General features: G+C 49.1%; 19 protein-coding genes, 1 other RNA gene and 1 riboswitch. Of the genes, 6 read left to right on the forward strand and 14 right to left on the reverse strand.

Annotated features, from left to right (window positions below; translation table 11 throughout):
• Positions 1-18: 18 nt before the first annotated feature.
• Positions 19-3,618 (reverse strand): dynamin family protein, encoded by a 3,600-nt coding sequence (locus NSQ19_RS07435; protein WP_340702648.1) that lies wholly within the window; start codon positions 3,616-3,618, stop codon positions 19-21.
• 165 nt (positions 3,619-3,783) lie between these two features.
• Between NSQ19_RS07435 and NSQ19_RS07440 the strand changes: the two genes are divergently transcribed.
• Together NSQ19_RS07440 and NSQ19_RS07445 are read left to right on the forward strand one after the other, a co-directional pair.
• Positions 3,784-3,987: a methionine aminopeptidase gene (locus NSQ19_RS07440; protein ID WP_340702649.1), complete on the forward strand. Its 204-nt coding sequence runs from the start codon at positions 3,784-3,786 to the stop codon at positions 3,985-3,987.
• Positions 3,988-4,108: 121 nt separating this feature from the next.
• Positions 4,109-4,948: an SPFH domain-containing protein gene (locus NSQ19_RS07445; RefSeq protein ID WP_029141304.1), complete on the forward strand. Its 840-nt coding sequence runs from the start codon at positions 4,109-4,111 to the stop codon at positions 4,946-4,948.
• 46 nt (positions 4,949-4,994) lie between these two features.
• Here NSQ19_RS07445 and NSQ19_RS07450 read toward each other — a convergent pair whose 3' ends face one another.
• The 10 genes from NSQ19_RS07450 to NSQ19_RS07495 form a co-directional block, all read right to left on the reverse strand.
• A complete protein-coding gene (locus NSQ19_RS07450; RefSeq protein ID WP_340702650.1) occupies positions 4,995-6,308 on the reverse strand; it encodes a nucleobase:cation symporter-2 family protein in 1,314 nt (437 codons plus the stop codon).
• Positions 6,305-6,892 carry a xanthine phosphoribosyltransferase gene (locus tag NSQ19_RS07455; protein ID WP_340702651.1) on the reverse strand — a complete coding sequence of 196 codons (588 nt, stop codon included), beginning with the start codon at positions 6,890-6,892 and terminating at the stop codon, positions 6,305-6,307. The genes NSQ19_RS07450 and NSQ19_RS07455 overlap by 4 nt, the downstream gene beginning before the upstream one ends.
• 153 nt (positions 6,893-7,045) lie before the next feature.
• Positions 7,046-7,147: riboswitch (purine riboswitch) on the reverse strand.
• Between the two features lie 294 nt (positions 7,148-7,441).
• Positions 7,442-8,962, reverse strand: coding sequence for a carboxypeptidase M32 (locus NSQ19_RS07460; protein ID WP_340702652.1), 1,521 nt, complete (start codon positions 8,960-8,962; stop codon positions 7,442-7,444).
• A gap of 81 nt (positions 8,963-9,043) precedes the next feature.
• Positions 9,044-10,189: a THUMP domain-containing class I SAM-dependent RNA methyltransferase gene (locus NSQ19_RS07465; protein ID WP_340702653.1), complete on the reverse strand. Its 1,146-nt coding sequence runs from the start codon at positions 10,187-10,189 to the stop codon at positions 9,044-9,046.
• A 155-nt stretch (positions 10,190-10,344) separates the two neighbouring features.
• Positions 10,345-10,735: RNase P RNA component class B (gene rnpB, locus NSQ19_RS07470), an RNA gene on the reverse strand.
• 183 nt (positions 10,736-10,918) lie between these two features.
• Positions 10,919-11,221, reverse strand: a complete 303-nt coding sequence (gene gpsB, locus NSQ19_RS07475; protein ID WP_019720918.1) for a cell division regulator GpsB — start codon at positions 11,219-11,221, stop codon at positions 10,919-10,921.
• 79 nt (positions 11,222-11,300) lie between these two features.
• Positions 11,301-11,852: a DUF1273 domain-containing protein gene (locus NSQ19_RS07480; protein WP_013859463.1), complete on the reverse strand. Its 552-nt coding sequence runs from the start codon at positions 11,850-11,852 to the stop codon at positions 11,301-11,303.
• Positions 11,853-11,917: 65 nt separating this feature from the next.
• A complete protein-coding gene (locus NSQ19_RS07485) occupies positions 11,918-12,169 on the reverse strand; it encodes a CotD family spore coat protein (protein WP_017553027.1) in 252 nt (83 codons plus the stop codon).
• Between the two features lie 348 nt (positions 12,170-12,517).
• Positions 12,518-13,816, reverse strand: a complete 1,299-nt coding sequence (locus NSQ19_RS07490) for a ribonuclease H-like domain-containing protein (RefSeq protein ID WP_340702654.1) — start codon at positions 13,814-13,816, stop codon at positions 12,518-12,520.
• On the reverse strand, positions 13,797-16,097 hold the full coding sequence (locus NSQ19_RS07495) for a DEAD/DEAH box helicase (protein WP_340702655.1): 2,301 nt from the start codon (positions 16,095-16,097) through the stop codon (positions 13,797-13,799). The genes NSQ19_RS07490 and NSQ19_RS07495 overlap by 20 nt, the downstream gene beginning before the upstream one ends.
• Positions 16,098-16,247: 150 nt before the next feature.
• Here NSQ19_RS07495 and NSQ19_RS07500 point away from each other — a divergent pair, with 150 nt between their 5' ends.
• Positions 16,248-16,691: an Hsp20/alpha crystallin family protein gene (locus tag NSQ19_RS07500; RefSeq protein WP_340702656.1), complete on the forward strand. Its 444-nt coding sequence runs from the start codon at positions 16,248-16,250 to the stop codon at positions 16,689-16,691.
• A 63-nt stretch (positions 16,692-16,754) separates the two neighbouring features.
• On the opposite strand, the gene NSQ19_RS07505 is transcribed toward NSQ19_RS07500, so the two are convergent.
• From NSQ19_RS07505 to NSQ19_RS07515, 3 genes are all read right to left on the reverse strand, one after another.
• A complete protein-coding gene (locus NSQ19_RS07505; RefSeq protein ID WP_340702657.1) occupies positions 16,755-17,249 on the reverse strand; it encodes a YppG family protein in 495 nt (164 codons plus the stop codon).
• Positions 17,250-17,320: 71 nt separating this feature from the next.
• On the reverse strand, positions 17,321-17,683 hold the full coding sequence (locus NSQ19_RS07510; protein ID WP_340702658.1) for a YppE family protein: 363 nt from the start codon (positions 17,681-17,683) through the stop codon (positions 17,321-17,323).
• 66 nt (positions 17,684-17,749) lie between these two features.
• Positions 17,750-17,989: a hypothetical protein gene (locus NSQ19_RS07515; protein ID WP_340702659.1), complete on the reverse strand. Its 240-nt coding sequence runs from the start codon at positions 17,987-17,989 to the stop codon at positions 17,750-17,752.
• Between the two features lie 263 nt (positions 17,990-18,252).
• Here NSQ19_RS07515 and NSQ19_RS07520 point away from each other — a divergent pair, with 263 nt between their 5' ends.
• The 3 genes from NSQ19_RS07520 to NSQ19_RS07530 all read left to right on the forward strand — a co-directional run bounded on the left by NSQ19_RS07520 (position 18,253) and on the right by NSQ19_RS07530 (position 21,993).
• A complete protein-coding gene (locus NSQ19_RS07520) occupies positions 18,253-18,363 on the forward strand; it encodes a hypothetical protein (protein ID WP_014098195.1) in 111 nt (36 codons plus the stop codon).
• A 181-nt stretch (positions 18,364-18,544) separates the two neighbouring features.
• Positions 18,545-19,150: a Holliday junction resolvase RecU gene (gene recU / locus NSQ19_RS07525; RefSeq protein ID WP_013859472.1), complete on the forward strand. Its 606-nt coding sequence runs from the start codon at positions 18,545-18,547 to the stop codon at positions 19,148-19,150.
• 92 nt (positions 19,151-19,242) lie between these two features.
• Entirely contained in the window at positions 19,243-21,993 is a 2,751-nt protein-coding gene (locus tag NSQ19_RS07530) for a transglycosylase domain-containing protein (RefSeq protein WP_340702660.1), read from the forward strand.
• Positions 21,994-22,044 lie beyond the last annotated feature (51 nt).

Below are 22,044 nucleotides of genomic sequence, written 5' to 3' on the forward strand. Positions count from 1 at the left end.
TCACATCATTTTTTATCCTCAGGAAGGCAAAACGAGTTTTTCGCGGATTTCCATCCATTCTGCCACGTCCACGCTCTTTCTAAGGGCTTCAAGACGGGCATCGAACTGTTCGGCAATATCGAGCAAAGCTTCCGACTGCATTTTCGTAAACTCTTCCTCCAGCCATGAGCGGAACGAACCGGCAAGCTTTTCTCCCTGCACGTCAAGATACTGCTGCGCAAGCGGTTCAAACATCGCCTGCAGTTCTTCCTGCATGCCTGATTTTCCCCCTTTTTCAAAAAAAGTGCGCGCATTTTTAAAATGGCGGAATGCCTTTTCGAACGGTTTCAAATCCGTCTCCGAAAAAGCCGCAGGAAAATCAGGCGTAGCGTGTGCGCCCGCTTCAAACGTACTGACGGACAAATCAGGAAGCAAACGTTTTATCTCCCTGTTCCATTCCGCGCTTTGGGAGGCGAATAAATTCCGGCAATGGGCTTCAAGCCTCACATTTGTCGCCCGCATCTCCTGCGCAAAATCATAACCGACGAGTTCTGCAAGCTCCTGAAGGGCGCCCGGCAAATCTTTCGCTGCCTTTACCGTTGCCGGATTAAAAGCTTCCTTGAAAAAGTCGGCGAAGCGGTAAAAAACACGCTGTTTCACGTAATAGAGCAGCTCCTTCTGCTCCTGCATAACGCTGTCTGTGAAGAACGCCAGCTTTGTATTTTTCAAAATGGCTTCTGCCTCTTCCCGCCGTTTCCGGAGGAGTTCCCGTTTCGCTTTCTTTGTTTCAATTGATTCATTGGCATCGCGGATCACGGCATCCACCATTTCGAGGCCGCGTTCCAGCTCTTTTTGTGCGGACTGAAGCACCATATTCAGCAAATCATGGTCGAGAAATTGGCGGAACCCGGCTTCAAATTCGGCCATTTTCGCTTCCTTCCGCCTGCCTGAAAGCGCAAGCAGGCTTGATACACCATACAGGCGCGGGTTGCGGATGCCAAAATGGAGCAGCTGCCCCCTGACATAGTCCATCACTTCTTTATATTCTTCACCGGACGAGGCAAGATCAATCGCATTGACAATAAAAAACATCTTATCCAGTTCAAATGCTTCTTTTACCCGCCCGAGCTGGATGAGAAATTCCCTGTCTGCGCGCGCGAAGGCATGGTTATAGTATGTGACGAAGAAAACCGCATCCGAGTCTTTAATATATTCAAATGCCACGCCGGTATGACGGGCATTGATCGAGTCGGCTCCGGGCGTATCGACCAGCGTAATGCCAAGCCTTGTGAACGGGCAATCATAAAACAAATCAATGGATTCAACAAAACAAGACTGGGTTTCATCGGCAACAAACCGGCGGAACGCTTCCATTCCGGCATTCAATTTCTGTCCGGCCCGCCCGTTGAAATCAGGGAAGCCTTTCGCAAAGGCACGCAAAAAAGATAAATGGACTTTTTCGTTTGCTTTTCCCGTTTCTTTCGCGTGCAACGTTTCAATTTTTTCAAGTGCTTCCCCGAAAGAACGGCAGCTGAGCCCGAAAACAGCGAGCGACTTGTTTACGTCTTCCAGCATCTGAGCCTCTGTTTTCAGCTGGACGGCTGCCGTTTTATGCGGATGTGCCGCATCAGGCGGGCAGATCCGGCAAATGGCCGCTGTTGTCGGATTCGGTGAAACCGGCAGCACTTTTTCGCCGGCAAGCGCGTTTGCAAAAGACGATTTTCCCGCGCTAAACGCGCCGAACAGCGCAACAGTATAGCGGCGGTTTTTCAGGCGCCTGCTTTTTGTACTGAGCGTTTCGGTATACCGTTTAAAACCGTGCTGATCTTTTAGCAGCGTAATCGCCTGCTCCATTTTGGCAAGCGCGGTTTCAAGCGGCAATGTGCCGGCTTGTTTTTCTGCCGGGGCGGAGGTTTCTGTAGCCTTGCCGGTTTCTTCCGGCTGTTTTGCATCCTTTTCCCCCCGGTACACCCGGTAATGCGCCTTTTCATCCGCCCATTCTTTCTCTATTCCAGCCAGCAGCTGTTCCGGATGTGCGGCAGGTGCTTCCAGTTCAGCCCGTTTTTCGACAAGCTGCCTTTCTATTTTTTCAAGATGCCTGTAAGCCTCTGCCAGTTCTTTTGCCTGCCCGGCCTTTTTCCGGGCCATTTTAAGCTGTTCCTCCGTTTCCAAGGCAGCCTGCTTCAGGACGGGCGCTTTCCAATCGTCCCAAGCCTGGCGGGCGGAACGTTTTATTTCGTCCGAGACATTTTCGCAATAATGGAGGATGTAGTCGCCTGTCAGCCGGGCGCCCTCTTTTACCTGGGCGGCAAGCATTGCTTCGCTGAAATCTGCTTTAAGCATGCCGGCCTGTTGTTCCAGCATTTGCGCGCCAGCGAGATGGAGCGTTTTTAAAGCTTCTTGCGCCAGCGGGCGGAGATGCCAGTCGATTTGTGCCTCAACATTGGCTTTCAGGGCGGCATAGAAATCATGGAGCCGCTGTTTTCTTGCTTCTTCGGTTTTTTTCTTCTTCGCAAAAAAACCGCCGGCCTGGAAATCTTTTTGCATGCTTTCAAGATACGCTTTTGCTTTCTCTCTCGTTTCAAACGGCATTAAATAGGCGCCGTCCAGAAGTGTTTGAAGCTTTTGCCGCGTTTCTTCCTCCCAATTTTCAATTCGGGCAAGAAGCACCCGTTCTTTTTCAAGCCACTCTTGTTCCTCTTCATATGCTTCCGCTTTCCCGGTTCCTGGGTATTTTGCAAGCACTTCCCCATATGCTGCTTTTTGCGGCGCGTACTGTGCTTCAAGCCAGTCGGCATGTTCTTTTTCCAGCACGCTTAAGGATGCTTCAACAGACCGTTCCAGCCGGGCGGATTTTTCGGAAACGGCGCGGTCAATGAGCGCTTTCAGCCGGCCGAATTCATTATCGGGATGATCCGGGTCTTTTAAAGAGGTGTAAAAAATGCCACCCGGCCGGACATGCCAGGATGCAAATGCATTTTCAACCCCCCGCCGGAATGCGGAAAACGGCAGCTCTTCATTCCGGTGCTTGTCAATCTGGTTAATAATTAAATAAAGTTCAAGCCCGTGATCGAGCAGTTCTTTTGTAAAGGTAAAATTCAGTTCCGACTGGACATGGTTGTAATCCATTACATAAAAGACAAGGTCCGCCATATAAATCGCCGATTCCGTGGCAATCCGGTGCGCATCGTCGGTTGAATCGACACCCGGCGTATCCATCACCGTCAATCCCGCCGGCAAATTGGAATCAGGCTTTGTGATTTCAATTTCCTGGACATGCCCCTTTTTACAATAATCTTTGACAACTTCAAAATCATACGGCGCGTGAAAAATCAAAGGGGCTTCCCCTTTTTCATAAACAATGGCGCAGTCTTCCGTCCCCTTTTCAATTTTGACGAGATTGGCGCTCGTCGGAATCGGGCTTGACGGAAGGACACGGCTGCCTAGAAGTGCGTTAATCATGGTGGACTTGCCGGCTGAAAAATGCCCGCAAAACGCGATATGGAAATCTTCGCGGCGGACTTTTTTCAGCAGGTTTTTCGCTTTTTCCACCCTTTGTTCATCCCCGTTTTGCCGGAAATGTTCAATTAAGCTTAAAATCTGTGTTGTGTTTTTGCTTTTTTCCTGTAGTTTGGCCATCACTTTACTCCCCATTGTGTGTTGATAGCTCTATTTTAACGAATTTTTCATCGTATTCATACTATATTAAACTCATTTTTCTCCTTGCCCGGGCGAATACCGCGGGCCGCGGATAATTTTCCGGAAAGAAACCCATCATATGGCTGTATCAGGAGGTGAAAGCAGATGGGATTATTCCGTTCCCCTTCTGCCTGGCAGTCCGCACGACGCGAAAAATACTTGTCCGCGATGCAGGAACAAAACAATTGCCCGGATTGCGGCGGGCGCGGTTTTATCATGCCGGCCGCATACGAATACGCTTATCCGTTTGACTGTTCCGGATGCAACGGAACGGGCTCCTTTCAGGAATGGCAGTCAAACCGGCAGTAGCCGCTACACTTTGGCGGCTTTTGCTTTGCTAAAATGCACGGGATTTCTCTCCCTCAGCGTGACGGCAATATGCCGGCATGTTATGATGAAGTGAAGAGAAAATAAAAGAGGTGGGGAAGAGATGTCCGAAAAGAAAGCCTGGCACATAAACGGTTTTCTCGGTATTTTAGCGATTGCCGTTTTCGCTGTTCTAGGTTTGTTTTTCCTTTTTGCCGTCAATTTTTTTGCCGGTATTGTCCTGCTTGCCATAAGCGTCCTGCTTGTCTCGGGAATTTGTGTAATCCAGCCGAACCAGGCGTTGGTTGTCACTTTTTTCGGCCGCTATATAGGCGCCATCCGGGAAAGCGGCTTTTACGTAACGGTTCCGCTCAGTGTAAGGCGGCGCGTTTCGTTGCGGGTAAGGAATTTTAACAGCGCCAAATTAAAAGTGAATGACGTGGACGGAAATCCGATTGAAATTGCCGCAGTGATCGTATTCCGTGTGGTCGATGCTGCGAAAGCCGTGTTTAATGTGGAGGACTACGAGGAATTTGTTGAGATCCAAAGCGAAACGGCGCTCCGCCATGTCGCCACAAAATACCCTTATGACAGCGCGGAGGCAGAAGGGATTTCGCTGCGCGGAAACGGGGAGGAAGTTTCCAAGCATTTAAAAGAGGAACTCCAGCCGCGCCTTGATGTTGCCGGCGTGGAAATTATGGAAGCGCGCCTCACGCACCTTGCCTACTCTACAGAAATTGCCAGCGTCATGCTGCAGCGCCAGCAGGCTTCCGCCATTCTTGCCGCCCGGAAAAAAATCGTGGAGGGGGCAGTCGGCATGGCACAGATGGCGATTGCGCAATTGGAAAAAGACGGCTTTGAACTGGATGAAGAGCGGAAGATGGTTATGATCAACAATCTGATGGTTTCGATTGTATCCGACCGGGCCGCACAGCCGGTCATCAATACCGGCAATTTAAATTAATCCGAAAAAAGCTGGACCGGAATCCGGCCCAGCTTTTTTCATCCGGTCAGGATGCCTGTGTCCCGACTTTTTTTACTTTTGCTTTTGCCTCCTGTTTATTCGGAAGGATATGGAAAAAAAGATTGAGCACAATGGCCGTCACACTGCCTGCGACAATGCCGCTTTGCGTAAGAAGCTGGATATTCGGCGGCAAACCCTTGAAAATATCCGGCACCACCGTGACGCCAAGGCCGATGCCGATTGAACAGGCAATGATAAACAAGTTTTCGTTATTGGCAAAATCGACTTTGCTCAGCATTTTTATGCCTGACGCAATGACCATCCCGAACATCGCAATCATCGCCCCGCCGAGTACGGAAGACGGAATGATCGTCGTCAGGGCGCCTAATTTCGGAATCAGCCCGAAAAGGAGCAAAAAGGTTCCGGCAAGCGCCATCACGTTTTTCGATTTCACGCCAGACAGCTGGATAAGGCCGACGTTTTGAGAAAAAGCGGTGTACGGGAAAGCATTAAATAATCCGCCAAGCATGACGGCAAGGCCTTCAGCCCGGTAGCCCCTCGCAAGGTCATCTTCATGGAGCGGCTGTTTGGTGATCCCGCTTAAAGCGAAGTAGACGCCGGAAGATTCCACAAGACTGACGAGCGCCACAAGGATCATCGTGATACAAGCGCTCCACTCAAAAGTCGGCGCGCCGAAATAAAACGGCTGCACGATATGCACCCATGAGGCTTCCGCAACCGGGGCAAAGCTGACCTTTCCGAGCAGTGCAGCCGCCACGGTGCCGAGTGCCAGCCCGATTAAAATCGAGATCGAACGGATAAACCCTTTTGCAAACCGCTGCAAGAGGACAATGATGAGCAAAGTGCCGAATGAAAGGGCGATATTGGCCAGGGAGCCGAAATCTTTGCTCCCGTCTCCGCCCGCCATATCTTTCATGGCAACCGGGATGAGCGTCACGCCGATAATCGTGACAACCGACCCGGTCACAACCGGCGGGAAAAAGCGGGCCAGCTTGCTGAAAAATTTGCTGATCAAAATGACAAACAGCCCTGATACGAGAATGGCGCCGTACACAGCTGAAACGCCGTACTGCTTGCCGATTGCGATCATCGGCCCGACCGCGGTAAATGTGCAGCCGAGCATAATTGGAAGCCCGATACCGAAAAACCGGTTTTTCCAAATTTGCAGCAGTGTCGCAAGGCCGGACATGAAAATATCAATGGAAACGAGGTACGTCAGCTGCCTGCTGTTCATCCCCAGGGAACTGCCGGTAATAATCGGCACAATGACTGCGCCCGCATACATCGCCAAAACGTGCTGGATCGCCAGTACGGTCATTTTGGTTTTTCCCGGTTTCATTTCGCATACGCCTCCTCTTGAAAGCTGACCGTGCCGTTTTCAAGCGACCGGATCGATGCGAGCGACTCCACGCGGATTCCGCGTTCGCGCAGCCTTTTTCCGCCCGGCTGGAATGCTTTTTCAATCACAATGCCGATACCGCAAAGTTCCGCCCCTGCCTGGTCGATAATATCAATCAGGCCTTCAGCCGCCTGGCCGTTTGCGAGAAAATCATCAATGACAAGCACCCGGTCACCCTGATTTAAAAAAGCGCGCGAAACGGAAATGGTATGGGTTGTTTGTTTTGTAAATGAATGGACGGAAGCTTCATATACGTCCGCGTCCTGCGTGAATGGTTTTCTTTTCCGGGCAAAAATCATCGGAACGTTTAATTCCAGTGCTGCCATTAATGCGGGCGAAATGCCGGAAGATTCGAGCGTCAAAATTTTGGTTACGCCATCCTGCTTAAACAGCCCGGCAAATGTTTCCCCGATCTGTTTCATGAGGACAGGGTCGACCTGGTGATTTAAAAAAGCGTCCACTTTCAGCACCTGGTCTGAAAGCACGATGCCGTCTTTTCTGATTTTTTCTTGTAAAGCTTTCAATGTTTTTCCTCCTCTTTGCCTTCGCTGCATTTGTCTTGATTGAAACATGCGGCCTTTAGAAAAAAAGCCCAAAGGCCGCTGCACCCACAAAAAATGGAGTAAGCAACGCCTTTGAGCTTTTTCATGTGCAAAAAGGAAAAGGAACCATCTGCCACGTTCCCATTGCCCACCCATAGTCAGGCCGTTTACGGCAGCCTGGTAGAAACTTGCGGGCCATATTCCCGCGATTATATGAGTGAATGCGTTCAGTTTTATAATAAAAGTATAATGGTATCTTTCCGTCATGTAAAGACGAAATTTCCGAACGGCGGATTTTCCATCTTTCTTTTTGTTCGCGTTTGGCAAAATGCAGGCAACGTCCGGCGGGAATTTTACAGGCAAGCCAGCAGGCAACACGGATAGAATAACCGGAATATCCGCCGTTTTTTTCATCGTTCAATCAATTGCCTGTTAGGGTACGAACACCGGATAAGCGGCATACGCAAGTTTCCGGTATTCTTTCTGAAACCGGCGGCTTGCGCACTTTATTTGTTAGCCGGAAGTTTTATCTTAATCTTTGATCCGGTAAACATCGGTATATTTTTCGGTTAAGTAATCAATCAAGTATTTCGGGTTGAGCGCTTCGCCGGTGGCATCGCGCAAAATATCGGCAGGTTTTTTCAATTTGCCGAACCGGTGGACATGCGCCGAGAGCCATTTCCGGATTGGCTCCAGATTGCCCGATTCCACAAGCTTGTCAAAATCCGGCAGCGATTTTAACATCGCATGTTTGAACTGGGCGGCGTACATCAGGCCGAGCGCATAAGACGGAAAATAGCCGAAATCCCCGCCGGCCCAATGCACATCCTGGAGTACGCCTTCCCCGTCATGTTCCGGCCGGATGCCAAGATAGTCCTCATATTTCGCATTCCAGATTTCCGGGAGTTCCCCGACTTCGATTTCATCATTGAGAAGCGCTTTTTCAATTTCATACCGCACCATAATATGAAGCGGATACGTCAGCATATCGGCTTCAATTCGGATCAGGGACGGTTTCGCCTCGTTCACTGCACGATAAAATGTTTCAAGCGGCACATCATCAAACTGCCCGGATGCAAATTGTTTCAAAAGCGAATAATTTTTCTTCCAGAACGGAAAAGAACGGCCGATGATGTTTTCAAAAAACAGGGACTGTGATTCGTGTATCCCCATTGACGCGCCTTCTGCAAGCGGTGTACCCGACAGGTCTTTTGAAATATGCTGCTCATACAAAGCGTGCCCGCCTTCATGCATGACGCCGAACACATCGACACGCCAGTCGTTTTCATTATAACGTGTCGTTATCCGCACATCCCCCTGGTTGATGCCGGTTGCAAACGGATGCACCGTTTCATCCAGCCGCCCCGCCTCAAAGTCAAAGCCCATCTGCTTGAGTATTTCAAGCGTAAACGCTTTTTGCTTTTCTTTCGGGAACGGGTGAAAAAGGAATGCCGTATCCGGTTTTTCTTCCGACATCCTGATTTTCTGGACAAGCGGCACAATCGCATCCTTCACTTGTTTGAACACACGGTCGAGCACATCAACTGTCATGCCCGGTTCATACAGATCGAGCAGGGGATTATACGGATGGCCTTCGTACCCCCAGTAGCGGACAAATTTCTTTTTAAATTCCACGATTTGTTCGAGATATGGCTGGAACAAGGAAAAGTCTGCCTTTTCCTTTGCTTCTTCCCAAACATTCTCCGCTTTCGAGACGAGCACCGTATAAGCCTGGTATTCGTTAGGCGGGATTTTTTTGCTTCGTTCGTATGTTTTCCGGCATTCTTCCAATGTACCAGCTGTCCGTTCCGACAATTGCTGCTGATGCGGCAAAAGCTTCTCCAAAAATTCAGCCATTTCTTTTGAAGTTTGCATGTCAAAGACTTCGCCCGATAAAATGCCGATCACTTCCGCACGCTGCCCGACGCCTTTTTTCGGCGCGCCGGTCCGCAAATCCCAGTATATAAGGGCAAGTGCTTCTTCATAAGCTTTGATTTTTTTGACATACGCCAAAAAGTCCTGCTCCAGTTTTTCAATCGGCTCTGTTCCCATCACTATACCTCCCGTCAAATCACTTGCACGTCCATCTTACCATGTTTCACGCATCTCACAAACGATAACCATTCCGTTTGCTTACGTTTCCGTTTTCCGCGGCGGGCGCGGCCCCCAAAACTGATACAGATCGGTTTTGATCGGCCCGTTGTAAAGCTTTCTTTTTTTCGTCGCTTTTTTGCCGTATGCGCGTTCAAACTGTTCGTCTGCAGTCAAAATATAAACCGACCACGTGTCAAGCCTGGCAAATGCACGGCCCATCTCCCTGTACATGTTTTCCACTTCCGCCCGTTCGCCGATTCTCTCGCCGTACGGCGGATTGCCCACAATCGTGCCGTATGCTTCCTGCGCCGTAAAATCGGCCACCTGCATCTGTTTAAACGTGACGATGCCGCCAAGCCCTGCCTCATTGGCGTTTTGCCGGGCGATGTCAACCATCCCGGGGTCGATATCCGAACCGGTGATGTCAAGCGGCTGGTCGTACCGGGCGAGATCTTCCGCTTCTTCGCGCGCTTTTTCAAAGACGGCTTCACTCATCCACGGCCATGTTTCGCATAGAAAATCGCGGTTAAAACCCGGTGCAATATTTTGCCCGATGAGCGCAGCTTCGATCGGAATTGTGCCGGAACCGGAAAACGGATCGCGAAACGGCCGGTCCGGATGCCAGTTTGTCAGCCGGATAAGCGCAGCGGCAAGCGTTTCTTTGATCGGCGCCGGCCCTTGCGCCGCGCGGTAGCCGCGTTTATGCAGCCCGGCCCCGCTTGTATCGATCGTAATGGTGGCCACGTCTTTCAATAACGCCACTTCTATTTTAAAAAGCGGGCCGTTTTCCTCAAACCAGCTCGTTCCTTTATAACGGGACTTCAGCCGTTCAACGATTGCTTTTTTGACAATTCCCTGGCAGTCCGGGACGCTGAACAGCTTTGACTTGACCGATTTTCCGGTGACGGGAAACTCGGCATCGCTCGGCAGATAATCCTCCCAGGGAACCGCTTTTGTCCCTTCAAACAGTTCGTCGAAAGTTTCCGCCTTAAATTCGGCAGCTTTGATTTTCACGCGGTCCGCGCATCTCAGCCAGAGATTGGCACGGGCAATCGCCGATTCATCCCCGACAAATTCAATTTTCCCGTTTTCGACCGTACAGTCGTAGCCGAGTGCACGCACTTCTTTTGCAACAAGCGCCTCAATCCCCATTGCGCTTGTCGCGATCAATTGAAAGCCAGACATTTTCCCACCATCTCTCATCTTATATTTCTTATTGTGCGGCATTCAGTACCGGATAACCCCGTTTTAAAAAATTATGTATAAAAAAGGCCGGGCGCCTGCTGTATATCTAAATACCGCAGCGCCGGCCCGATTCTTTCGATTCAGCCAGAATAACGTTCTGTAAGCCATGTTCTGTACCTTTGTACTGCAAACGATGTGGCGCCATCTCGTACGAAGGCGGTAATCATCTATCTACAAGCAATACGCTTGTCTCTTTCCTCGTTCATTTCCTCAGAAAGAGTGCCTCTACCATGATTTGAGTTGCTCGCTTGCGGGGTTTACCTCGTTCCACCTTTACGGTTTCCCGTAAAGCTCCGTCACTGTGGCACTTTCAAGGGTACTCCGCCATTGCCTGAAGGTTTAGGCGTTTTCCCTGCCGTCAGCCTTGAACCAAGGCTGCCCTGGCTTATGAATTCGCCAGGCACAAACACTACGGGCATCTCAGCACCGTGCGAGCATGGACTTTCCTCAACAGCCGTTTCCAGGCTGCAGCGATTACCCGAACGTTATTCACAACGCTTATCTATTATATAAAAAGAAACCGGGACTTGCAAGCTGTAATTTTTAACGGATGTGTCAATTTCTTCCCCCTGTATTGCCATACCGGGTTCGGGCAAGCGATGGTCTGTTTATTTATGCCGCTTCCCCGGGCCCTTTCCGCAGAAAAATTTCACACATTTTTTGAGCTGGCTATTCATTTAATTTGTTGCCGAAAACATGTTTTTCAAGATTGGACAGCCGTTTTAAAATATCGAAATTCGTTGTCCCGGTCATTTGCTGTACAGGCTGCCGTTTTGTCAGTTCTTCCGCCTGCTTTTTGAGCCGGAGGTTTTCCTGCTGGAGCTCCTCAATCGTCTGATTAAACGTTTCATAATCTTTTATGATCAGATCCAGAAATTTGTCTACTTCTTCCTGCCGGTAGCCTCTGACAGCCGTTTTAAACTCTTTTTCCAAAATGTCTTTCGCCGTCAATTTAATTTGATCCGATAACATGTTTGCACCACCTTACATCTCCCAGACATAATTTCATTTTTTCAAAAACCTTTTTATTTGTCAACTGTACCACAGCTGCCTAAAAATCTGTCTGTTCTTCTTCTATTATTGCCTGTAAATCGTAAAAGTCAATGATGCGGATGTCATACGAATGCGATTCGCTGAACTTTTTTGCAGCTTCGAACAAATATTTCGGGGACCCTTCGCGTTCTTCATCATACACAATCATCAGGCAGTCGCTTTTATGTAAGAAAATCCGGTTTTTATTGCGGAACTGCTGCGGGCTTTCGTACGGCCTTTTCGAGATGGCGGCAACAAAATCGGCTTGGGAAAGCACCATTTCGTAGTATTCTTTTTGTTCGTCTTTCCACTTTTCTTCCTGCCCTTCAAAAGGCATTAACACAGCGAGTTTCAGTTCCGGATATTCCGCTTGCAGATCAAAAACGGTTTCAGCGGCCCAAAGTTCGGTGCCCTGCTGCCCGGAAATAAGGACCCATTCGTACCCTTCATCGAGCAATTCCAGCAACCGTCTTCTGATTGCCGTTTGAATATAGCGAATACCCGGGTGGTCCGTCCCGAATATCCCCAGTTCATACGGTTTATAGCCTGTAATGGCGACAACTTTTCCCAATGCTTTACGCTCCTTTTTGTTTTCCTAAAAGCAGGACGGCAAGGATTGCCCTTGCCGTCCATTTGTCAGCAGCACTTCGGCCCGTGCGGCCTGACTGGATCAAAAAAGTTGCAGACCGTTCCCGGATCGGTTTGATTGACATACGATTCCGTGTGCGGAAAGTAGTTTTGCTGATGAAATACATGGTGATTCACATGGGTTGTATGCGTCGGGAAAACATGCGGCACGATGACATCCTGGACGGTGTGCGTAACGCAGCATTTTGTCGGATGCACAACAGCCGGCATGATCCGCGGCGGGCAATGGTGGTGAAACATGTTCCGATCTCCTTTCATCATCAGACGTCTTTTTTCTTACACTACTAACCTATGACCCGGAAAGGAAACATGTACTAATGAAAAAACCCAATTTGCCAATAATTCACGCCCTCATCCCCATTTCGGGAGCAGCCGAAGCCCGGTGCATCGTTTTCTCGGCCTCTTTACATTTCTTTTTAATCAAAACCATTTTAACGGGACTTTTGGTGGGCTGCAATCACAACATACGGAAATCGACAAAGGGCGCGCATTTTTCTCTGATCCAAAAGAAACCGACAAATCCCAACAAAGGGCGTTTCAAAATTCCGGATTCCCCGTCGAATCATGCGCTTGCCCAGGAAATAGCGGTTAAAAACCGGTTCTTTTCCCGGGCATTTCCTTGCTGAAAGAGGATCTCGCCGGGATTTGGGCTTTCCGGTACAGCCGTAAAAGGCGTTTTTCCGTTTCCAAACAGCATTTTTTCCATTTCCCATAACCGAATCTGCCGTACTTTTGATAAATTTCCAGGCCTTTTTCGGCATAGCGGACGGCTTGCAAAAGGTCTTTTTCCTTGTGTTCATACAGTTTGGAGAGCTCAATGCATGCTTCGGCTCTTATCGTATCCGGCGCATTTTCGGCTAATTCCGCCCACAGCATTCCGGCTTTTCTGTATGCTTTTTGTTTTTTATACTGGAAGGCCAGGCGGTGTTTGGCAGCCAGATCATTTTCGCCGGCGGCCGCTTCAAAACGTTTCACCGCGGCATCATCTTCGCCGATATATTCAAACCATTTCCCGACAAGCCGTTTTTCCTTTGCCGTCTGGTCCGGGTCGGCCTCTAGAATTTGAAACGTAAGGTGGGTGTACAAAGAAATGAGCGATAAAATGTCCTCTTCGTTATGGCGGATGACGCCAAGCAGGCCTTCCGGATTTTTGCGCTCAACGAAATCAAAATAAATCATCGGCGCCAGGTATCCCGGGATATCCTCTTTGCGTTCCACCCCCAGAATTTCGCGCTCCACATTCGCTAATTTCACGGACCCGAGTTCATCTTTCCACAGCCTTTTTGCCGCGTGGTACAAATCAAAATGGCCAAATTCAGGCAGACGCGGCACATGGTCGCGGATCAGCGTATGGCGCGTCTTCACCTGGGGCCAGTCAAACGCCTTCCCGTTATAAGTAACGAGCGCAGTGTAATCGATATTTTCCAGGAAGCTGTAGTAAAGCGGCACTTCAAGCCCCGGCTCCGGAAGAATATGCTGTTTTAAAATAACATTTTCTTCGGTAAAGGAAGCATATCCGAGCAAAAAAATCGTGTTGCCCGCCCCTCCCCCGAGGCCGGTCGTTTCGGTATCGAAAAAAAATAAATCAGACGGGCTGTACCCTTTGGCGGATAAAGGGTGGCGGACCGGCTTTTGCTGCCACAGTTTGATGGCATCAAAATAGTCGCGAAAAGCATATTTGCCGTGCTTTGTTTCAAGCGGGTAGCGGACTTCACGGATGAGGCAGTAATCGCCATCCAAATCATACAGCGAAACGCCCGCTTTTTCCCACATTTCAAAGAAAGGGACAGAATCGGCCCCGAGTGCTTCCGCCCGTCCGGCAGGCTCCGGCTGGTCCCTCACGATATGGTTTTTCATCCGGTTTAATTTATCTTTTAATCCCGGCATGATGCTCGCCTCCTTTGATCGCCCCGAGCCAGAAATCAAACAGCCGGACGGCGGCCTGCTTTGCGCCCGCGGCAGCCGTTTCTGCGCCCGTACAGGAAGGGCACCCGTCTTCGCAAGGGCAGTTTACAACCATCGCTCTTGCAGATTCCAAAATTTTCCTTGCCCCGCCATAGATTTTTTCACTCAGGCCGATGCCGCCCGGATACCGGTCATATAAAAAGATTGTCGGCTTTTCGTCATGGATTGCTTTCACCTGGGGCACGGCCTGGATATCATGGGCGTCACACATGGCAAAAAGCGGCGCAATCGACTGGAGTGCGTGCGCAGCGCCGGTAAGCGCGCCTTCCAGCAAATGTTTTGGCACCGCATCTTCCCCCATGGAAAACCAAACGGCATTCGTGTGCAGTTCCATTTCCGGAAGATGGATCGGCCCCGAGCCAATGTTTTCATGCGTGTTAAATTTAATTTTTTTGAAAATCGTCGGCATCGCCCGGACCATCACATCCCCATAGCCGATTTTTGCATCTTGCAAAACGGTCTCTCTGTCCTGTTCCAGCACTTTCAGCTCCACCGCCAGATTGGCATCTGTGTAATAATCAACAGCGACTTCACGGACAAAGGCTTTTTTCTCTTCCCAGTCCAGCTTTTCAACCTGATACTGCACCGCCTGATGCAAATAAATCGCCTCTTCATGGAGCAATGTCATCGCGCTGAACTGGTCCATTTCACCGATCACGCGCACATCCGGCGAATTGGTCATATCGATAATGACGACATTTTCCTGCGATGCGGAACGAAGGCTGATATTATGGGCCGGAAAAGCATCATTCATCCAGTACCACGCATCCCCGCGCCGGTGGAGGATCCGTTCATCCGCTAAAAACTCGAGCACGTCCTCGATTTCAACGTCGCCAAACGTTTCCCCTTTTTTAAACGGCAGCTCATATGCCGCACATTTAACATGGTCCACTAAAATGACAAGATTATCGGGGTTGATGCGCGCCGTCTCCGGGGACCGGTTGAAAAAGAAGCCCGGATTGCGGATGATGTACTGGTCAAGCGGGCTTGAGCCGGCAACAAGGATGACAAGTGATTCCCCCTGCCTTCTTCCTGCGCGCCCGGCCTGCTGCCAGGCGCTCGCAATTGTGCCCGGATAGCCGGTCATAATACAGACCTGGAGCTGGCCGATATCGACACCGAGCTCGAGGGCGTTCGTGCTGACAATCCCGTATATGTCCCCGTTTCTTAACCCCTGCTCGATTTTCCGCCGCTCGGTTGGAAGGTATCCTCCCCTGTAGCCCATGATCGACTTTTCCCCGAGTTCGTCTTTAACGATTTCCTGCAAGTATTTTAAGATGATTTCGACGCGCACACGGCTTCTTGCAAAAACAATCGTCTGAATTTTGTTTTTCAAAAGTTCCCCTGCAATTTTCCGGACTTCAAGTGTGGCGCTTCTCCGGATGTTCAGCGGCTTGTTCACAAGCGGCGGGTTGTAAAAAAGAAAATGCTTCGTTCCGCTCGGCGCGCCGTTTTGGTCAATCAGTTCCATTTTTTTGCCGGTTAGCTTTTCCGCCAGCTCTTTCGGGTTTTGAATCGTCGCGGACGTGCAAATAAAAACCGGATCGCTCCCGTAATAACGGCAAATCCGCTTTAATCTGCGCAACACATTGGCAACATGGCTGCCGAACACGCCGCGGTATATATGCAGTTCGTCGATCACCACGAATCTTAGATTTTCAAAAAACGACACCCATTTTGTATGGTGGGGCAAAATGGCGGAATGCAGCATATCCGGATTGGTGATGACGATATGGCCGGCTTTGCGCACGCGCTGCCGGATATTTGAAGGCGTATCCCCGTCATATGTATAACTGTTTACAGGCACGCCGGCTTCTTCAATGATTTCGTTTATTTCACTTTTCTGGTCCTGCGCGAGCGCTTTTGTCGGGAACATATAAAGCGCGCGTGCATCCGGGTTTTGAAGGATGGTCTCGAGCACGGGCAGATTATAGCAAAGCGTTTTGCCTGATGCAGTCGGGGTAACGGCCGTAAAATCTTTTCCTGCCATGGCAAGCTGATATGCCTCTGCCTGGTGGGTATACAATGACGAAATCCCTCTTTTTTCCAGCGCCGAAAGTACAGCCGGTGTGATGCTGCCAGGAAAAGGCACCGTTACAGCCGGCTTTCCTTCAATCGTATGCCAATGGACGATCCGCTCCTGGAAAGAACGGTCCATCTGCAACTGCTCCAATATTTCCTGCAAATTCTTTTTTCTGAACATCTTTCCTCACCCCGCTATCTATTATAGCGAATAGACGTTCGTTTTCAAAGCATTCTTTCACATTTCCCGCTTGGTTTTCATATTATACAGTGAAAGAGTCCTGTGCAACCATTTCATTTTCTTCATCATCAACAAGAAAGGAGCCTGCCGATGTCCAATTTATCCGGCCCGGAAGAAAAGTATCCTTTTTACGGGCTGATGCAAGCGATGGACCAATTTTTTCAGGAAAAGCCGGTCAAACATTTTTTTGAGAATCTGGATGAATTTTTTTCTTTTGATACGATTCCGGTACGCCTCGAAGAAAAAGATGAGGCCTATGTATTGACAGCCAAACTGCCCGGGTATGAAAAAGGCCAGATTGAGATTGAAGTTTATGATCAATATCTCACCATTAGCGCCAGGCATAAGGAAGCCATTTCAAGTTTGGATGAAACGAAAAAAGCTTACGAAAAGAAAAGCGCATTCCACCGGATAAGCCGGACGGTGCCCCTGCCGCCCGCGGTGGACGGGGATCAGATTCAGGCAAAATTTGAAAACGGGCTGCTTGTGATTTTAATGCCGAAAGGAAAGAAAAAAAAGCTGAGGATTGAATAGTATGCCGGGAGCGTCCCGGTTTTTTCCGTTTTTCGCCCTTTTTAAGCAAAACGGCCCGGAAGCCTATTTTGTAAACAGGCCCCCGAGCCCTTTGACCATCGATGAGACTTGATTAATCGCATTGATCATCTGTCCGGCAGTATTGACCATTTTATTAAAATCAATGGAGCCATCCTGGGATTTGAAGGAATTCAAAAAAGATCCCCCCATTTGCGGCGGCTTTAGCGGAACAGGCTGATGCGGGTACGGATGGGCGAACCCTGCCGCACCGTGCTGGGTGTTTGGCTTTTCAGCGGCCTCCAGCGGGTTCCCGAACAAATGCATGGCAGCTTCTTCCCCGGCATGCTGGCCACTTTGTCCGTGCATATGCCAGGCATGGCCGTACCCGCCCGGTTGCTGGCCGTATGGATACGGCGCCGGGGGGTATCCGAACACATGCGGGGAATGCTGCCCGGGATATGGAAACTGCGGGTAATACGGACCGGCCCCCGGCATTGCAGGATACCGGCCTGTGCTTCTTGTGCGCCTGCTTGCGTAAGGGTCTTGCATAACGCGCATTGCCATCGCCTCCTGCCTGCTTCACCAATAATGTATGTGGCATCCGGCAATTGGTGATATGTCCATATCGATTACGATTTCTCCAATGCTTCCTGCAAGCATTGGAGAATATATTTTACTGACTGGAAATGATCGAGCATCATTTTGCGGCTGGATGACGGGTAAAAAGCACGCACCGCAATCATTTGCAAATTTTCGGCCGTATGTTCAAGCTGGGATGGAAAAAGATGCGCCGGCCTCCGGGCTTCCACCCATGCTTTTGCAGCCGGGAGCCACCTGTCAATGGCATCCTGCAACGTATCACAAAAAGGCTTGACTTCACTGAAAAAATCCTTTTCCACCCCTGTTGCCTTTACTTCCTGGTACAGGTCATAAAGCTCATGCGTGTACGAAATCAGCTGCCGGTTTAACGCTTGTAATTGTCCGTCTTCCATTTCTCTTCACCCTTCTAAACGGATATTCTCCCTTCGCCGGGTTCTTCACGGGAGACTTCTTTCATTTTAGGAAGTTTTTTTGTTTTCATCAATCCGCAAGCTTTCCGCCCTGTATGTTTTTCTGAATGCTTCCGCCCTTTTTTCCAAATGGTCCAGCCTCATTTCTGTTTTTTTTAAACGGTACCACTGCTTTATAGACTGCTTTCTTGCTTCCTTCTCCACCTTATGCCGGATCCCTGTCCCGATGTTTTCCAGCGCCTGTTCCATTTTTTCCAGCCCGTTTAAAAATGCGGCTTTCGGTATCATTTGTTTTCCCCCCTGAATTTCAACATGCCTATTCATTCTCTGCCAGGCGGCCCGGTCCCTTCATGTCTGACAAAACTAGAAGCAATTCGGCAAAGAAAACGGGTTTCTTCATTTTGTGTTTCCTTTCGACAGCATGTCTGCATTTCGGGCGCATTTTTCCTGGCTGCGCCAACTTTCGTGCCGGCATGTATGCAAAAGGCGGAACTGCAAACAATAAATATGCCGGAAAATCCGGTGACACCAATTCCAGGAGGCGGATTTCCATGAAAACGAATGATAACAAAGCGCAACAACAGAAAAAAGCACGGGAACAAAAAGGGTCTTTGGCAAAAGGAGATAAGAAGCTGAACGGCCCTGACCGCCCTTCCACCTAATGAAAGCAAAAAGCAAGGAAACATTTCCTTGCTTTTTGTTTTGCCTGTTTTTAGCGAAAAAAGCCGGGCAGGCCGGTTCCTTGTCCCCCGCCGGTGCAAAGGGGCCGAAAGACTGTTTTTTTTATTACATATTCTTTGTCTGTTCTGCTATGATATAATTTAGCTTATGAGGTGAGGAAACATGGAATTGCGTTATCCAAACGGAAAAAGGTATAAAGGGGAAAAAAACAAAGCCGGACGGAAAAATGCGAACCAAATTTTATACGGCAACCGGGGGATGACACTGGAAGAGGATCTGAATGAAACCAATGCTTATTATTTGCAGGAAGGCATTGCCGTTATCCATAAAAAACCGACCCCGATCCAGATTGTCCAGGTCGATTACCAGTCACGGAGCACAGCCGTCATTAAAGAAGCCTATTTTAAACAGCCGTCCACAACCGATTACAATGGAGTGATGAACGGTAAATATATAGACTTTGAAGCAAAGGAAACGCAAAACCATACTTCTTTTCCGCTTCATAACTTCCATGAGCATCAAATCACCCATATGAAACAGGTGGTAGCGCAAGGCGGGATTTGCTTTGTCATTCTCCGTTTTGCGAAGGGAGAAGAAATTTTTTTGCTGGAATCCCGCCATTTATTTTTTTATTGGGATAGAATGCTTGCCGGAGGGAGAAAATCGATAAAAAAAGAAGAAATTGAAGCAAACGGGCATCCTATACCGGTCGGATACCGGCCGAGAATTGATTACATCGCCATTTTAAAGCAATTGTATGCTTTATAGTTGTTGCCCGGCCGGATGATTGACGGATCCGGCAACAATATGTTTTGAATCTAAATCGGCTTTTTCAGGTTTAGAAGAAAGGAATGCTGAGCATGGCAGAAAAATACCAATCCCGCGAAGAACGCCGGAAACAAATGCAGGCAAATCAACATAAAAAGAAAAGGAAAAAACCGAAAAACAAATTTTTAACATTTATAAAGCGGCTCATTCTCGTCTGCTTTATTCTCGGGCTAGCCGGGGTCATTGCGGGCATCAGCACTTTTGCGTATTACGCAAGCAGCTCCCCGAAACTGACGAAGAAGCAGTTATCCGACCCGATTCCATCGGTGATCAAGGATAAAAACAACAAAACAGTCGCAACGCTCGGGGCACAGAACCGGAAATATATCGATTATGAAGAGCTTCCAAAGCAGATGGAAAACGCGATTCTTTCGACGGAAGATACACGGTTCTACCAGCATCACGGGATCGACCCGATACGGCTCGGGGGCGCGGTGGTCGCAAACTTTACCAAAGGTTTCGGGTCCGAGGGGGCCAGCACCCTGACGCAGCAGGTCATTTCCATGGCGCTGAACAATAAAAACGAAAAAACATTAAAGCGGAAAGCCCAGGAAGCATGGCTTGCGATTCAGCTTGAGCGGAAATACACAAAACATGAGATCCTTGAAATGTATGTCAATAAAGTCTATATGTCAGACGGTGTTTTCGGCTTTGAGACAGCTGCTGAACATTATTATGGCAAATCTTTAAGCAAATTATCACTGCCGGAAATTGCCGTGCTGGCCGGCATGCCGCAAAGCCCGAATAATTATAATCCGTTTGACCATCCGGATCTGACAAAGAAAAGAAGAGATATTGTCCTTTATATGATGTACAAAAACCACAAAATAACAAAGGATGAAATGGAAAAAGCGCAGGCCGCCCCGGTTTCGGCCGGACTGGTGAAAGAAAAAGAGCGGAATACAAACGCGAACAAATATCCTGCTTTTGTCAATGAAGTGATTAAGGAAGTGCAGAGACTCGGGAACTATAATGTATATGCCGACGGTTTAACCATTTATACAACCCTGGATTCTTCCGCACAGCAATATACGGAAAAGATCTTAAACACCAATTCGATCATCAATTATCCGGATAAAAAAATGCAGGCCGGCATTGCCCTGGTCGATACGAAAACAGGCGAAATCCGCGCGCTTGGCGGCGGGCGCAATATGAAACTTGACCGCGGCTTCAACTATGCCGTTGATACGAAGCGTTCGCCGGGATCAACAATCAAACCGATTCTTGACTACGGGCCGGCGATTGAGTACTTGCACTGGTCAACCGGGCACCGATTGAACGATGTGGCAACCACTTATTCGGACGGAACGCCGATTAATGACTGGGATAACCGGTTCCTTGGCAAGATGAGCATGCGCAAGGCACTGTATTTATCACGGAATATTCCTGCCTATGAAACATATAAAGAAGTCGGCAAGGAAAGGGCCATCCGTTTTGCAAAAAAACTCGGCCTTGATTTAAACAGCAAAGAAATCGTTGAATCTTCATCCATCGGCGGAGGGGTGCGAGTTTCACCGCTGCAGATGGCTTCCGCTTACGCCGCATTCGGCAATGAAGGCATATACAACAAGCCGCATGCCATCCGGAAAATTGTCCTGCGTGACGGGGTCACGGAAATCAAACCGCATGTCCAGTCCAAAATCGCCATGAGCGACTATACGGCTTATATGATTACGGACGTGCTGAAAGATGTGCTGACAAAAGGCACCGGGACAACCGCCCATATTCCAGGATTGCCTGCCGCCGGTAAAACGGGCACCACGAATTTTGATAAAAACGATCTGGCAAAATACGGGATTCTAAGTTCGTCCGTACAGGATTCCTGGTTTGCAGGCTACACGACAAGATATTCGTTAGCAGTATGGACCGGCTACGAAAGCGAGAAAGGCAAAAAATACGGCGTCACAAGGCCGTATCAAACGGTTGCGCAGCAAATTTACCGCCACTTGATGCGTTATGTATCGGAAGGAAAAGAGACCCCTGACTTTACGATGCCGAAAAGTGTCGTCAGAATAGGCAGCGAATTGTATATCCGCGGCTATATCGATACGGCGATTGATAAAAAATCCGTCACCCAGGATGCGCCAGCAAATGTTCACGCAGCGTATGATGCAGACAGCAATAAAATTACGGTAACCTGGGATTATAAAGGGTCAGGTGCGACCTTTAACGTATCCGGTACAATAAACGGCAGCGCGGCGTCATTCGGTTCGACTTCAGGAAAATCGATCACCGTCGCAAATCCGAAAGCGGGCGCAACGTATGTCTTCAATGTCACCGCCACGGTAAATGGCGTGAAAAGCAAAGCGGCATCCGCGAGTGTAACGGTTCCGGGGGGCAGCACGGACACGAAGGCGGATGATAACCAAAACAAGCAACCGGAAGACAATGCCCAAAAACAACCGGATGCAAACAATAACCCCGGTACTGACACCAATCAGTCCGGCGAAAACAAAGACAACACCGGCTCAGACAAGAGAACAAACAGCGGAAATTCAAACGGAAACGGCTCGGAAAACAGCGGAAACGGCAGCAAAGATAACAACAACAGTCCGGGAAACAGTTCAGGCACTGGCACTTCAAGCGGAAACGGCAGCTCGGCAAACAATGGAGCAGGCACGAATGGAAACGGAAGCAGCGGTTCAAACGGAACCAACGGAACCAACGGAACCAACGGAACCAACGGAACCAAGGGAACCAATACGAACGGCGGGAACAGTCCCAATAAAGGCGAAAACAGTTCGGGCAACGCGTCCGCAAATAATAATACCGGTTCTGAATAAAAAAGCACATGATGGATGGCTTTCTGCGCCCCCGCCGGTCTGATCAAAAAA

Source organism: Weizmannia sp. FSL W8-1119 (assembly GCF_038008605.1).
Classification (GTDB): Bacteria; Bacillota; Bacilli; order Bacillales; family Bacillaceae_C; genus Weizmannia; species Weizmannia coagulans.

What these genes read in the sequence shown, in the direction of transcription:
- NSQ19_RS07465 (WP_340702653.1), bottom strand. Translation starts at nt 10,189, where the DNA reads ATGTCTGGCTTTCAATTGATCGCGACAAGCGCAATGGGGATTGAGGCG.
- recU (WP_013859472.1), top strand. Translation starts at nt 18,545, where the DNA reads ATGGAATTGCGTTATCCAAACGGAAAAAGGTATAAAGGGGAAAAAAAC.
- NSQ19_RS07500 (WP_340702656.1), top strand. Translation starts at nt 16,248, where the DNA reads ATGTCCAATTTATCCGGCCCGGAAGAAAAGTATCCTTTTTACGGGCTG.
- NSQ19_RS07485 (WP_017553027.1), bottom strand. Translation starts at nt 12,169, where the DNA reads ATGTTTCACCACCATTGCCCGCCGCGGATCATGCCGGCTGTTGTGCAT.
- NSQ19_RS07495 (WP_340702655.1), bottom strand. Translation starts at nt 16,097, where the DNA reads ATGTTCAGAAAAAAGAATTTGCAGGAAATATTGGAGCAGTTGCAGATG.
- NSQ19_RS07505 (WP_340702657.1), bottom strand. Translation starts at nt 17,249, where the DNA reads ATGCGCGTTATGCAAGACCCTTACGCAAGCAGGCGCACAAGAAGCACA.
- NSQ19_RS07530 (WP_340702660.1), top strand. Translation starts at nt 19,243, where the DNA reads ATGGCAGAAAAATACCAATCCCGCGAAGAACGCCGGAAACAAATGCAG.
- NSQ19_RS07460 (WP_340702652.1), bottom strand. Translation starts at nt 8,962, where the DNA reads ATGGGAACAGAGCCGATTGAAAAACTGGAGCAGGACTTTTTGGCGTAT.
- NSQ19_RS07440 (WP_340702649.1), top strand. Translation starts at nt 3,784, where the DNA reads ATGGGATTATTCCGTTCCCCTTCTGCCTGGCAGTCCGCACGACGCGAA.
- NSQ19_RS07490 (WP_340702654.1), bottom strand. Translation starts at nt 13,816, where the DNA reads ATGCCGGGATTAAAAGATAAATTAAACCGGATGAAAAACCATATCGTG.
- NSQ19_RS07445 (WP_029141304.1), top strand. Translation starts at nt 4,109, where the DNA reads ATGTCCGAAAAGAAAGCCTGGCACATAAACGGTTTTCTCGGTATTTTA.
- NSQ19_RS07450 (WP_340702650.1), bottom strand. Translation starts at nt 6,308, where the DNA reads ATGAAACCGGGAAAAACCAAAATGACCGTACTGGCGATCCAGCACGTT.
- NSQ19_RS07515 (WP_340702659.1), bottom strand. Translation starts at nt 17,989, where the DNA reads ATGATACCGAAAGCCGCATTTTTAAACGGGCTGGAAAAAATGGAACAG.
- gpsB (WP_019720918.1), bottom strand. Translation starts at nt 11,221, where the DNA reads ATGTTATCGGATCAAATTAAATTGACGGCGAAAGACATTTTGGAAAAA.
- NSQ19_RS07520 (WP_014098195.1), top strand. Translation starts at nt 18,253, where the DNA reads ATGAAAACGAATGATAACAAAGCGCAACAACAGAAAAAAGCACGGGAA.
- NSQ19_RS07510 (WP_340702658.1), bottom strand. Translation starts at nt 17,683, where the DNA reads ATGGAAGACGGACAATTACAAGCGTTAAACCGGCAGCTGATTTCGTAC.
- NSQ19_RS07435 (WP_340702648.1), bottom strand. Translation starts at nt 3,618, where the DNA reads ATGGCCAAACTACAGGAAAAAAGCAAAAACACAACACAGATTTTAAGC.